The organism is Methanosarcina flavescens (assembly GCF_001304615.2).
In the GTDB taxonomy this organism is placed as follows: Archaea; Halobacteriota; Methanosarcinia; order Methanosarcinales; family Methanosarcinaceae; genus Methanosarcina; species Methanosarcina flavescens.
The window spans coordinates 2,585,963-2,598,836 of record NZ_CP032683.1 but is presented as its reverse complement, the minus strand read 5'-3'; the positions used below and the strand labels follow the sequence as shown (position 1 = coordinate 2,598,836).

At 45.0% G+C, this 12,874-nt stretch carries 10 protein-coding genes and 1 tRNA gene; all 11 read left to right on the top strand.

The window, feature by feature from the left end:
* Window positions 1-32 precede the first annotated feature (32 nt).
* The 11 genes from AOB57_RS11425 to AOB57_RS11375 all read left to right on the top strand — a co-directional run bounded on the left by AOB57_RS11425 (window position 33) and on the right by AOB57_RS11375 (window position 12,870).
* Window positions 33-1,952 carry a PAS domain S-box protein gene (locus AOB57_RS11425; protein ID WP_054299294.1) on the top strand — a complete coding sequence of 640 codons (1,920 nt, stop codon included), beginning with the start codon at window positions 33-35 and terminating at the stop codon, window positions 1,950-1,952.
* 302 nt (window positions 1,953-2,254) lie between these two features.
* Complete coding sequence (locus tag AOB57_RS11420; protein ID WP_054299295.1) at window positions 2,255-2,824, top strand: DJ-1/PfpI family protein; 570 nt, start codon at window positions 2,255-2,257, stop codon at window positions 2,822-2,824.
* 640 nt (window positions 2,825-3,464) lie between these two features.
* Window positions 3,465-3,541: transfer RNA gene (locus AOB57_RS11415), tRNA-Lys, on the top strand.
* Between the two features lie 84 nt (window positions 3,542-3,625).
* Window positions 3,626-3,862 (top strand): DNA-directed RNA polymerase subunit H, encoded by a 237-nt coding sequence (locus AOB57_RS11410; RefSeq protein ID WP_054299296.1) that lies wholly within the window; start codon window positions 3,626-3,628, stop codon window positions 3,860-3,862.
* Window positions 3,863-4,074: 212 nt separating this feature from the next.
* Entirely contained in the window at window positions 4,075-5,670 is a 1,596-nt protein-coding gene (locus AOB57_RS11405; RefSeq protein WP_054299297.1) for a DNA-directed RNA polymerase subunit B'', read from the top strand.
* A 14-nt stretch (window positions 5,671-5,684) separates the two neighbouring features.
* The gene (gene rpoB, locus AOB57_RS11400; protein WP_054299298.1) at window positions 5,685-7,499 is read left to right on the top strand and encodes a DNA-directed RNA polymerase subunit B; all 1,815 of its coding nucleotides are present in this window, start codon (window positions 5,685-5,687) and stop codon (window positions 7,497-7,499) included.
* Between the two features lie 12 nt (window positions 7,500-7,511).
* Window positions 7,512-10,154, top strand: a complete 2,643-nt coding sequence (locus tag AOB57_RS11395) for a DNA-directed RNA polymerase subunit A' (RefSeq protein ID WP_054299299.1) — start codon at window positions 7,512-7,514, stop codon at window positions 10,152-10,154.
* Window positions 10,154-11,338, top strand: a complete 1,185-nt coding sequence (rpoA2, locus tag AOB57_RS11390; RefSeq protein WP_054299300.1) for a DNA-directed RNA polymerase subunit A'' — start codon at window positions 10,154-10,156, stop codon at window positions 11,336-11,338. The genes AOB57_RS11395 and rpoA2 overlap by 1 nt, the downstream gene beginning before the upstream one ends.
* A 254-nt stretch (window positions 11,339-11,592) precedes the next feature.
* Window positions 11,593-11,889 (top strand): 50S ribosomal protein L30e, encoded by a 297-nt coding sequence (locus AOB57_RS11385; RefSeq protein ID WP_082384270.1) that lies wholly within the window; start codon window positions 11,593-11,595, stop codon window positions 11,887-11,889.
* 20 nt (window positions 11,890-11,909) lie between these two features.
* Window positions 11,910-12,335 carry a NusA-like transcription termination signal-binding factor gene (locus AOB57_RS11380; protein ID WP_054299506.1) on the top strand — a complete coding sequence of 142 codons (426 nt, stop codon included), beginning with the start codon at window positions 11,910-11,912 and terminating at the stop codon, window positions 12,333-12,335.
* A gap of 106 nt (window positions 12,336-12,441) precedes the next feature.
* Window positions 12,442-12,870 (top strand): 30S ribosomal protein S12, encoded by a 429-nt coding sequence (locus tag AOB57_RS11375; RefSeq protein WP_054299301.1) that lies wholly within the window; start codon window positions 12,442-12,444, stop codon window positions 12,868-12,870.
* The last annotated feature ends 4 nt before the right edge of the window (window positions 12,871-12,874 follow it).

Sequence of the window (12,874 nt, the reverse complement as noted above, 5' to 3'; positions counted from 1 at the left end):
GATAAAATTAACCCCTGATAGGTCGCTTGGATATGGATAAGAAGATTGAGATCTTACTTGTTGAGGACAACCCCGGGGATGCAGGTTTAATTGAAGATATGCTCGAAGAATTCTCTAGCTTTCCGTATGAGCTTAAAAATGCTGTAACCTTAAACGAAGGTTTGAATCTTCTTAAAGAGAACTCGTTTGATGTAATACTAACCGACCTGGGATTACCGGACAGCGATGGTATTGACACTTTTCTTGAGATTCATGCAAGGAACTCACGAATTCCCATCATAATCCTGACAGGTATGAATGATGAAAGAATCGGAATCAATGCCGTAAAGCAGGGTGCTCAGGACTACTTGGTCAAAGGGCAGGTAGACGGAAAATTACTGATACGTTCTATCCAGTATTCCATTGAACGTAAAAAATCCGAGGAAAAAATCAAGAACTTAGCAAATGTTGTGGAATCGTCAAATGATGCTATTATAACAAAATCGCTTGAAGGAATTATTACAAGCTGGAATAAAGGGGCAGAGCAGATCTATAGGTATTCGGCTGAGGAAACTTTGGGCAAGCCCGCAAATTTCTTAATACCGTCTGCACTGAATAATGAATCAAAAAGATTAGTTGAGATGGTTAAGCGGGGAGAAAAGGTTCATCAGTATGAAACTTCACGGTTAAGAAAAGACGGCAGGATTATAGATGTGTCAATGACCCTTTCCCCGATTTTTGACATCTCCGGAGAGCTTGCAGCAGTCTCGATAATTGCCAGAGATATAACCGAGAGCAAAAAAGCCGAAGAGAGGCTTCAGAGAAGTGAGGAAAGGTATCGTATAATTGCGGAGCAGACAGGGCAGCTCATATACGAATACGATACTGAGGATGGTAGAATTTACTGGGCAGGTGCCATAGAAAAGGTCACGGGATATACTCAGGAAGAACTGATGAATATCGGGATTGAACTATGGATAAATAATGTCCACCCTGACGACCAGATTAGAGTCTGGAACCAGAAGATGAATGATTGCACCCAGAACATAAAGAACGCTGAAAATAAGAGAAATTTCCACCTGGAATATCGTTTTAGAAGGAAGGACGGAGAATATATCCATATCGAGGAACATGTTGTTTGCCTTCAAAAAGGAAATTATCTCACAAATAAAGTCTTCGGGATAATGAAAGATATCACGGAAAGGAAAAAGGCTGAAAATGTACTAAAAAGGATTGAAGAAGCTCGTAAAAAAGAAATTCACCATCGGATAAAAAATAACTTGCAGGTCATCTCATCCCTGCTCGATCTCCAGGCTGAGAAATTCGCTGGTAGTGACAGCTATGACACTTCAAAAGTCCTTGCAGCATTCAAGGATAGCCAGAATAGGGTTATTTCTATGGCTCTTATTCATGAAGAGCTTTATGGATCGCGAGAGGTCAGCACACTTAATTTCGGAACATACCTGCAGAAGCTGACCGAGGATCTCTTCAGGTGTTATAGTGTCGGAACCTCAGGAATCAATCTGTGTCTGGAAATCGAGGAAAATACTTTTTTTGACATGGATACCGCAGTTCCTTTAGGAATGGTTGTCAACGAACTTGTATCAAACTCCCTCAAACACGCATTTCCAAGCAAAAAATCTGGAGAAATTCGGATTAAGCTTTCTAGGGAAGAGAATCGAAAATTCGAGAACGATAAGATCGAAGGCAAAAATGAAGGGCACAAAAGTAAAAATTACATTCTAACCATTTCAGACAACGGAGCAGGTATACCTGAGAGCCTTAATATAGAAGATTCCGACACATTAGGGATACAGCTGGTAACTATCCTGGTAGACCAGCTAGATGGAGTACTCGAATTGAACAGGACCTCCGGAACTGAGTTTATTATTGAGTTCTCGGTAGCAGAGAAGCAGCAGGAAACTTATCAGGAGCCTTTGAGATCTCCAGAAAACTTTACTTTTCTAACCTGATTATGGTCAAACGGTCAATTACCAATTCCTCCAGGCTTATTTCTGATATATGTGGGGTATCAGGATACTCATTATTTGTTAGAATTGCTTAAATTGGCAGAGAAAGATTATATATAGAAAAAATTAATAATGTTAAAGTCTATTGTTATTGTACTTACATTTTACATCATTACCATGTGTAAAATTATGCATTTCATGTAATGATGTTGCATTTAATTAGGTCACTGATTTTTGAACTGAGCAGGTTATTGTGGAAAAAACTTTATAGTTCAGAAATTGGTAAAACTGCAAGGGGGGAACATATGTCAAAGAAAATCCTTATCTTAACAGGGGATTGCGCTGAGGATTATGAGGTTAAGGTACCTCAGCAATCACTCCAGATGCTGGGCTACAAGGTGGACATATCGGCACCCAATAAAAAAGCCGGTGACATGCTGCAATTGGTCGTACATGACTTTACTACGCTCGATACCTATATTGAGCTTCCCGGGAATCGTATTCCAGTAGATGTACCCGCTGCTAAAGTAAATGCGAATGAATATGAAGGTCTTGTTGTTCCGGGTGGCAGAGCTCCTGAATACATCCGTATGTATGATGATACCCTTGAACTCGTACAGGATTTCTTTACGGCTGGCAAGCCTGTAGCAGCCATTTGCCATGGCCTGCAACTTCTGGCAGCCGCTAAGGTTCTGGAAGGCTATCGGGTAACATCATATCCGGCATGTGCTGCAGAATGCCGGCTAGCAGGTGCTGATTGGCAGTCTGAACCCGTAATTACGGATAAAAATCTGGTAACAGCTCAAGCCTGGACAAACCACCCTGCCTGGTTAAGAGCCTTTGTCGAATTGCTTGGCCCAAAGATAAATGTTTAAAGAGAGCACTAAGGTCTCACCAATGAATCATGCTACCCAAAACCAAGCCTTCTCATCGTTTTCGCTCAAGCATAACCATTGCGCTGGTTGATCACCAATTGTTGCGCCACTTGACCACGCCGTTACTAGGGGTTTGCGCTCAAACCTTTTCTCAAAAGGTTTGCGGAACTCGGGCAGCAAGGCTAGAAATTAATTATTTGACTAAGAATTAATTATTCTACTTAAATTTTTAAAAATTGTTTAGGTTTTAGAAGCATTAATATAAGTCTAATGGTTTTATTTTTGGAAAGGTTGACTGACGGGAGATCGGGACGTTATTTAGAATCGGGGCAAATGTCTCCGTTTACCCGCATTTATGGAGAGATAAATTAGTTTTTGGCCTTACTTTAAAAAAAATGGAAATTATCGTACATATAGATTTCCAGCAAAATCAGGAAAATATCTCGAAAAATCCTGGAAGTAAGAAAGAAATTTAGCATAAATTCATAGAAATCGAGGGAGAAAAAATTATCTCACCAGAAACTATTTATAGAATAGCTATAATTAGAGGGTTGCATCGGTGTGAGAGGTGCTCCCTGAGGCAGCGGGGCAGCAGGACAGCACGAAAAAGGTGTAAATCAGTAAAGTAGAAAAAGCAACTGGGCCCGTAGCTCAGTCAGGCAGAGCGACTGGCTTTTAACCAGTCGGCCTAGGGTTCAAATCCCTACGGGCCCGCCATACTCTTTATTATACCGGCGGAAAGGCCATTCGCTGGAAAATTTAATCAAATTTTTTTAATACTTTATTTTTGGAGGAAAGGATTTGACAAAATTCAGCCTGCTCGACCATGAGTTGGTCCCTAAACATGAAATCATGTCTGAGGGCGAGTTAAAGTCTGTTTTAAGCAAGTATTCAATTGAAAAGGAACAACTTCCGAAAATTAAAGTGCAGGATCCTATTATTAAGGAAATAGGAGCTGCCGTCGGAGACGTAGTGAAAATCACAAGAAAAAGTCAAACTGCGGGGGAGGCAGAGTATTACAGACTTGTGATCGAGTAAGCGGAGGGGAGTAGACCGCTTGCATGATCTCATGTACTCTTTAAGGAATGTTTTTTGAATTCCATGCACCATCATACGGAAAAATTTAACAACCGCATACCGATCAGAAGATCAAAACTTCTTGATTCTCATTATAACAAAGCAAAGAGGGTGCTATCATCGTAATAGAAACCAGTATACTGTCGCAGGCTTATTTTACACGGGACAAGATAGTGCAGCACCATATAGATTCATTCAATAAGTTTATAGATTACGGGCTGCAAAAGATCATAGATGAACAAAGAATAATAGAAACCGATATCGAGGACACCTACCTGAAACTCGGCAAGATACGGGTAGAGCATCCTGTGGTAAAGGAAGCTGACGGGGCAATTGAAAAACTTTATCCCAACGAGGCAAGGCTCAGGAACCTCTCGTACTCAGGCCCTCTTTATCTTGAGATGAGCGTGGTAAAAGACGGGGTTGAATCCGAGGTAATGGAGTCAAAAATAGGACAGCTTCCGATCATGGTCAAATCCAAGATCTGTAACCTTCCAGGGCTTAGCGAAAGTGAAAAAATCCGCTATGGGGAAGACCCACTTGACCCAGGGGGATACTTCATTATCGGCGGTACCGAAAGGGTGGTTATGACCCTTGAGGACCTCGCTCCTAATAAGATTCTTGTAGAATATGGTGAGAGGTACGGCGATACTATAGAGGTTGCAAAGGTTTTCTCCCAGAGACGCGGATACAGAGCGCTCGTGATCGTGGAAAGAGGAAGAAAATCCCTGCTTGAGGTTTCTTTCCCTTCTATCTCAGGCCGGGTATTTTTCATTACCCTTATGAGAGCGCTTGGGGTAGTAACTGACGAAGATATCGTAAATGCAGTTTCAAGTGATCCCGAAATTATCAAGTTTATGTTGGAGAACCTGGAAGAAGCCGAAGTCGAAACCCAGGAAGAAGCAATCGAGAAAATAGGAGCAAGGGTTGCTGCAGGCCAGGCCAAGGAATACCAGATAAAAAGAGCAAATTACGTTATTGACAGGTACCTGTTCCCACATCTTGGAAACGATATGAGGGACCGGGTCTCCAAAGCTCACTTCCTGGCAAGAATGGCTGAATCCTGTTTTGAGCTGGCACTTGGCAAGCGTGCGGAAGACGACAAAGACCATTATGCAAACAAAAGACTGAAACTTGCAGGTGACCTGATGGAAGACCTTTTTAGAGTATCTTTCAACAGACTTGCAAGAGACATAAAGTTCCAGCTGGAGCGCGCAAACATGAGGAACAGGGAACTGAACGTCGCCACAATAGTAAGGGCAGATGTGCTCACTGACCGCCTGCAGCACCCTCTCGCAACCGGAAACTGGGTTGGAGGAAGAACAGGTGTATCCCAGCTCCTTGATAGGAACGACTATATCTCAACGCTCTCCCACCTGCGCCGTGTAATATCTCCGCTTTCACGTGCCCAGCCTCACTTCGAGGCAAGAGACCTGCACGCAACCCAGTGGGGAAGACTCTGTCCCTCGGAAACTCCTGAAGGCCCGAACTGTGGACTGGTGAAAAACTTTGCCGAAATGGTTGAGCTTTCAACAGGAATAGAAGATACCGATAGCGTGAAGAAAATACTCTACGACCTGAATGTCGAGCGTGTGGTTGTAAAAGTACCCGAACTTCCTGCCAAGCTGAAGGAAACCCTACTTGACGAGTTCGGAGAAGAGATTGTAGAAGAGTTTGAAGAGCCTTCAGAAATCGAAACCAAATATAAAGATGATGAATTCTACGATTATTCAGATATGGAAGATCTCGGATCTATGTACGATGATTGAGGGGTCGATGTCAAATGACTAAAGCAAAAGTATTCATAAACGGGGAGCTTGTCGGGACCCATGATAACCCTGCAGAGCTTGTAGAAGAGCTCAGAAAAATGAGGCGGCAGGGATTCATATCCAGACAGGTAAATGTCGCTCTTAACGATAACACAAGAGAAGTAATTATAAACTCTGATATGGGCAGAGCAAGAAGGCCCCTTTTAGTTGTGGAGAACGGAGCTCTGAAAGTAACTCCTGATCACATAGAGAAGATTAAAAACAAGGAGATCAATTTTGACGACCTGGTAAAAGAGGGCTGTATAGAGTATCTCGATGCCGAGGAAGAAGAAAATGCCTATATTGCGCTCTACGAGGCCGACATTACCCCAAAGCACACGCACATGGAGATCGATCCCGAACTTATATTAGGTATTTCTACGGGAATGGTGCCTTATCCGGAACACAATTCATCTCCGCGTAACACTATGGGTGCAGCCATGATCAAGCAGTGTATCGGGGTTGCAACTGCTAACCAGAAACTCAGACCTGATACTCGTGCCCATGTCCTTCACTATCCTCAAAGGGCACTTACCAGTACCAGAACCTCGGAAGCAATAGGTTTTGACGACAGACCCGCAGGGCAGAACTTCGTGGTTGCAGTCCTGTCTTATGAAGGATATAATATTGAAGACGCCCTGGTTATTAACAGAGGTTCAGTCGAAAGAGGTCTCGGGAGAAGTCACTTCCTCAGGACTTTTGAAGGTGAAGAAAGAAGGTATCCGGGCGGACAGGAAGATAAGTTCGAGATTCCCGATTCCGAATACCGTGGAGCTCGCAGCGCAGAAGCGTATGCTAATCTCGATGTCGATGGACTTGTAAACCCAGAGACCCCGGTCGGACCTAACGACGTGCTGATCGGAAAGACCAGTCCTCCAAGATTCCTTGAAGAACCGTCAGATTTCGGGATTGCGGTTGAGCAAAGGAGAGAAAGCTCTGTCACCATGCGGTCCAACGAAAAAGGAATTGTTGATACGGTAATTTTAACCGAGTCCATTAACGGAACGAGACTTGCAAAGGTAAAGGTAAGAGACGAAAGGATTCCTGATATAGGAGATAAATTCGCCTCAAGACACGGGCAAAAAGGTGTTATAGGTCTTAAAGTCCCGATTGCAGATATGCCATTTACGGAATCCGGTCTAACCCCTGACCTGATGATTAACCCGCATGCAATTCCCTCCCGTATGACTGTGGGTCACGTTCTGGAAATGATTGGCGGGAAAGTAGGTTCCATGGAAGGCCGGAGAGTAAATGCGACAGCTTTCTCCGGAGAAAAAGAAGAAGACCTTAGAGAAGCCCTGAAAAGACATGGGTTTGCCCATACTGGAAAAGAAGTTTTCTACGATGGAACGACAGGTAAAATGATTCCGGCAGATGTCTTTGTGGGGGTTATTCTCTATCAGAAACTGCACCATATGGTTACTTCCAAGATGCATGCAAGGTCACGCGGGCCTGTACAGGTGCTTACTCGCCAGCCAACCGAAGGCCGGGCCAGAGAAGGTGGTCTCAGATTCGGAGAAATGGAGCGTGATGTGCTGGTAGGGCACGGAGCTGCCATGTCGTTGAAAGAGAGGCTGCTTGACGAATCGGATAAAGTTGTGGAACTTGTCTGCTCTCACTGTGGAATGATTGCAACGTATGACAAGCAGCGGAATGTTTCATTCTGTTCAGCCTGCGGGGCTGACACGGATATATATCCTGTGGAAATGAGCTACGCATTCAAACTGCTGCTTGACGAAATAAAATCACTGGGAGTCGCACCCAGGCTTAATCTTGAAGATGCGGTATGAGGTGAGGTAGATATGGCAAACATACCTCCTATTCCGAAAAGAATTGCTTCTATTAAATTTGGCTTAATGTCCCCTAAGGAAATCCGTAGGATGAGTGCAACGCCAATTATCACGGCCGATACGTATGATGATGACGGATTCCCGATTGACATGGGGCTTATGGACACGAAACTCGGGGTTATTGATCCCGGGCTTCGCTGCAGAACCTGCTCAGGGAGAGCTGGCGAATGTCCAGGGCACTTCGGGCACATTGAACTTGTTGCCCCAGTAGTCCATGTAGGTTTCAACAAAGTAATCCGAAAACTCCTCAGGGCAACCTGCAGGAAATGCAGCAGGCTTCTCCTTGAACATGCACAGAAACAGCACTTTCTGGATCACCTTACAGGCATTGAGGAAATCGGGCATATGCCTGATGATCTGATCAATGAGGCATATAAGGAAGCCAGCAAAGTAAAGACCTGTCCTTACTGCAATGAGGAACAGCTCGAAATTAAATTCGAAAAACCCAGTGAATACCTTGAGAACGGGGAGAAGCTGACACCTACTGAAATAAGGGATCGCTTCGAGAACATTCCTGACGAGGATATCCGGGTTATCGGAATGGACCCGATGAATGCAAGACCTGAGTGGATGATTCTTACAGTTCTGCCCGTACCTCCTGTTACGGTTCGCCCTTCAATTACCCTTGAATCCGGGCAACGCAGTGAAGACGACCTGACACACAAGCTGGTAGACATTATCAGGATAAACCAGCGTTTCCAGGAAAACAGGGAAGCAGGCGCCCCTCAACTCATTATTGAGGATCTCTGGGAACTCCTTCAGTATCACGTTACAACTTTCTTTGACAATTCCGTTTCAGGGATACCTCCGGCAAGACACAGGTCAGGCAGACCTTTAAAAACCCTCTCCCAACGTTTGAAGGGTAAGGAAGGACGTTTCAGAGGAAGTCTGTCAGGTAAACGTGTTAATTTCTCCGCCCGTACCGTAATCTCTCCTGGCCCCAACCTGAGCATTAATGAGGTAGGGGTTCCTATGCCCATTGCGCGTACCCTGACACTGCCCGTTATGGTAACACCAAGGAACATAGAGCAGCTCAAGATTTACGTGCGCAATGGTGAGGATATACACCCCGGAGCAAATTATGTGCTGCGTTCTGACGGCAGGCGTATAAAAGTCACCAATATGAATAAAGAAGACCTTGCCGAAAAACTGGAGTTTGGATGGGTAGTTGAACGACAGTTGAAGGATGGAGATACCGTTCTCTTTAACAGGCAGCCCTCTCTGCACAAGATGAGCATTATGGCCCATTCTGTAAAGGTGCTCCCGGATAAAACATTCAGGCTGAACCCTGCAGTATGTCCTCCGTATAACGCTGACTTTGATGGGGATGAAATGAACATGCACGCCTTACAGACTGAAGAGTCCAGAGCTGAGGCAAAGATTCTCATGCAGGTTCAGGAAAATATTCTCTCCCCGCGTTTCGGAGGTCCCATTATAGGCGGAATTCACGACCATATTTCAGGGCTTTTCCTGCTGACACGCTTTGAAAACCACATTTCCAAGCATGACGCTTACGATCTTCTCCGGAAGAGCAATGCCCGAAATCTGACAGAGCCTGCAGGGTATGATCCTGATGGAGAACCCTACTGGACAGGAAAGCAGATCTTCAGCCAGATCCTGCCCGAAAACCTGAATTTGAAGTTTACAGCTCAGGTCTGCTTACACTGTGACACCTGTAAAAAGGAAGAATGTCAGAACGATGCCTATGTGGTAATCCGGGACGGGAAACTCGTTACTGGCACAATAGATGAGGCAGCTATCGGAGCATTTAAAGGAAAGGTCCTGGACCGCATTATCAAGGAGATAGGCCCTGAAGCCGGAGCCCGCTTTGTGGATGACATGACAAAGCTTGCAATTCGAGCTCTCATGCGGACAGGCTTGAGTTTCGGAGTGGCTGATGAAGACATTCCGAGAGAAGCGAGGATCCAGATCAATGAAGTTCTCGACAAAGCTGAGGATGCCGTGCAGAATCTCATTAAATCTTACCAGAACAAGGAACTTGAACCCCTTCCAGGAAGAACCCTTGATGAAACGATTGAAATGAGCATCATGCAGAAGCTCGGAAAGGCCAGGGACGAGACCGGTAACATAGCAGACAGTCACATGGGACTTGAAAACCCTGCTGTTATTATGGCTCGTTCAGGGGCCAGAGGTTCCATCCTGAACCTTACCCAGATGGCAGCCTGTGTTGGGCAGCAGGCCGTGCGTGGTGAACGTATCCGCAGAGGATATGCAGACAGGACACTGCCCCATTTCGGAAAGGGAGACCTTGGTTCAGACGCTCATGGGTTCGTGAAGGCAAGCTACAAGAGCGGGCTCAACCCTACTGAATACTTCTTCCACGCAATTGGTGGTAGGGAAGGACTTGTAGACACTGCGGTCAGAACATCACAGTCAGGGTACCTGCAGAGAAGGCTTGTCAACGCTCTTCAGGATCTGGAAGTTCAATATGACCTTACAGTAAGGGATACAAGAGGCGTACTCGTACAGTTCAAATTCGGAGAAGACGGGATTAACCCCACGAAAAGCGATTTCAGCAAACCCGATACAGTCCACAGGATTGTCAACTCGGTAGTAAACAAGGAGGTGGCCTGATGAGTATCAGTGAAGCTACAATCGATAACATGATAAAAGATCTGCCTCTTCCTTCAAATGTCCTTAATACGCTTAGGGAAGATGCCATTAAAGCCGGAGTAAGCAGGAAGGAAATGGAAGAGATTATAGAAAAGTTGATGGAAGAGTATCAGGCCTCATGCATTGAGCCCTGTGATGCTGCCGGTGTGGTTGCAGCCCAGTCTATAGGAGAGCCGGGCACCCAGATGACGATGCGTACCTTCCACTATGCTGGTGTTGCCGAGATTAACGTTACTCTCGGTCTGCCCCGTCTTATCGAAATCGTGGACGCAAGGAAAATCCCGAGTACTCCTATGATGACAATTGCCCTTTCCAAAGAACATCCAGAAGACTATGCTTACGACAGGGAGAAAACAAGAGCTCTTGCCTGGGAAATTGAAGCGACCAAGATAGATCACATTGCTGATGTGACAACCGACCTTTCCCAGATGCAGCTGATAATAGACCTGCATGAAAAAGCAATGGAAAGCAGGAACATTACTATAGACCAGGTAAAGGAAAAGTTCAACGATGAACTGAACGTGATGGTTACCATCTCCCCGGATATAGACAACCAGATTATCATTGCCCCGGGAGAGCCTTCTTACAGGGAACTTCTCCAGCTTGCAAAGAGCATCCACAACGTCACCCTGAAAGGCATTGAAGGAATCAAGCGGGTAGTGGTCCGTAAAGAAGGGGAAGAATATACCCTCTATACCGAAGGCTCGGCCCTGCGTGAAGTTCTTCAGTTTGAAGGTGTAGATAAAACAAGGACGAGCACGAATAATATTAATGAAATCTATGAAGTGCTTGGAATAGAAGCTGCAAGAAATGCGATTATTAAGGAAGCAACCGATACCCTGCGTGAACAGGGTCTTACTGTGGATATTCGTCACATTATGCTTGTGGCTGACCTCATGACCTGCGACGGAGAAGTAAAGCAGATCGGAAGGCACGGAATCTCAGGTGAGAAGGCAAGTGTATTTGCCCGTGCAGCTTTTGAAGTTACGGTAAATCACCTGCTGGATGCAGGGATGCGCGGGGACGTGGACCAGCTTCAGGGTGTTACGGAAAATATTATTGTCGGTCAACCCATCCGTATGGGTACCGGGGACGTACACCTGATAAGCCGAAGAAGAGAGGAAATTGAAGCTGAGGAAAGGTGAAGTTTCAGGCCAGAACCTGAGACTCAACCTATAATTATTTAAACGTGTAGCCTGATAGAAAACCAGTTCAGATCAGGTATACATTACCTTTATAAGGCTCAAAGAATCCTGCTGCAAAAGCTTGGGTCCGCGAGGCTCTTAACCAGAAAATAAATATAAAGCATCAGGTATTTAGAGTACCATATATTGACCGAGCTTGGAAAATCTTTATTAAGAAAGAGGTCGAGTAGACGAGCTCATTTGAGACAGAGTTGATGAAAATGAAGATCAATGTTGATAAATCTCTTATCAAGGCAGTGAAAACAGGAAAAGTAATTATTGGAGCCAACCGAACCATAGATGCAGCTGCAGAAGGCACAGCAAAGATGGTAATTCTGGCATCAAACTGCCCGGAAGACATTAAACAGAAAGTTCAGGCAACAAATGTCCCTGTTCTGGAGTATGAAGGCACAAGTGTAGAACTCGGCCCCGTATGTGGCAAGCCTTTTACTATTGCAGCCATGGCAATTCTCGACGTAGGAGAATCCGATATCCTGGCAGCTACAGTTTGATAGAAGGAGTTGGCAACGTTTTGGGTGAAATAAGACTTACTGCAGAAAGCATCCAGTACATTGCGTTATTTGAAAATATGACACGAGCCAAGATTCTCGACTGTATCCCTGAAGAGGAAAGGCTCGTTTATGTCGTAAAACAGGGTGATATGGGGCTTGCTATAGGCAAAAATGGAGAGAATATAAACCGCGTTAAAAAAGCCTTGGATAAACCCATAGAACTTGTGGAATATTCAGATGACCCGGTAACCTTCTTGAAGAACGCCTTCGGACCAGTGTCCGTGAGTTCGGTAAACATTACAAACAAAAATGGCAAGCGTTTAGCTTATGTAGAGGTACCCAATAAAGAGAAGGGTCTTGCCATAGGCCGCAACGGGAAGAACATTGAAAAAGTTAAGATGCTTGCCCGTCGCCATCATAACATAGAAGATGTGATCTTGCAGTAATCTATCATAATTTACGTTGATCCATTAATCCGGCGTTGAAAGACTATCTGGCATCAAATATGCTTCTAGAAAACTGAGATCAATTTTTAACTTGGAGAAATTAACAATGGCTAAAGGAAAATATGCAGCTAATATCCTCAAACAGACCAGGAAGGATGCCCGCTGGAAAGATACAAACTACGGCAGGCGTGTGCTTGGGCTGAACGTAAAAGCCGATCCATTAGGTGGTGCACCGCAGGGTCGGGGTATTGTATTAGAGAAAGTAGGAGTTGAAGCCAAGCAGCCAAACTCAGCTATCCGCAAATGCGTAAGAATCCAGCTCATCAAAAATGGGCGTCAGGTAACTGCTTTCTGTCCAGGGGACGGCGCAGTGAATTTCATCGATGAACACGATGAAGTGACCGTAGAAAGGATTGGAGGCCGCATGGGTGGTGCTATGGGTGATATTCCAGGTGTACGCTTCAAAGTGATTGCCGTAAACAACGTGTCCCTGAACGAGCTGGTCATCGGCAGAATGGAAAAACCCAGGAGATGATTAT

Coding starts and splice junctions, on each gene's coding strand:
- AOB57_RS11395 (WP_054299299.1), top strand. CDS start 7,512: ATGGCAAACATACCTCCTATTCCGAAAAGAATTGCTTCTATTAAATTT.
- AOB57_RS11420 (WP_054299295.1), top strand. CDS start 2,255: ATGTCAAAGAAAATCCTTATCTTAACAGGGGATTGCGCTGAGGATTAT.
- rpoB (WP_054299298.1), top strand. CDS start 5,685: ATGACTAAAGCAAAAGTATTCATAAACGGGGAGCTTGTCGGGACCCAT.
- AOB57_RS11375 (WP_054299301.1), top strand. CDS start 12,442: ATGGCTAAAGGAAAATATGCAGCTAATATCCTCAAACAGACCAGGAAG.
- rpoA2 (WP_054299300.1), top strand. CDS start 10,154: ATGAGTATCAGTGAAGCTACAATCGATAACATGATAAAAGATCTGCCT.
- AOB57_RS11425 (WP_054299294.1), top strand. CDS start 33: ATGGATAAGAAGATTGAGATCTTACTTGTTGAGGACAACCCCGGGGAT.
- AOB57_RS11385 (WP_082384270.1), top strand. CDS start 11,593: ATGAAAATGAAGATCAATGTTGATAAATCTCTTATCAAGGCAGTGAAA.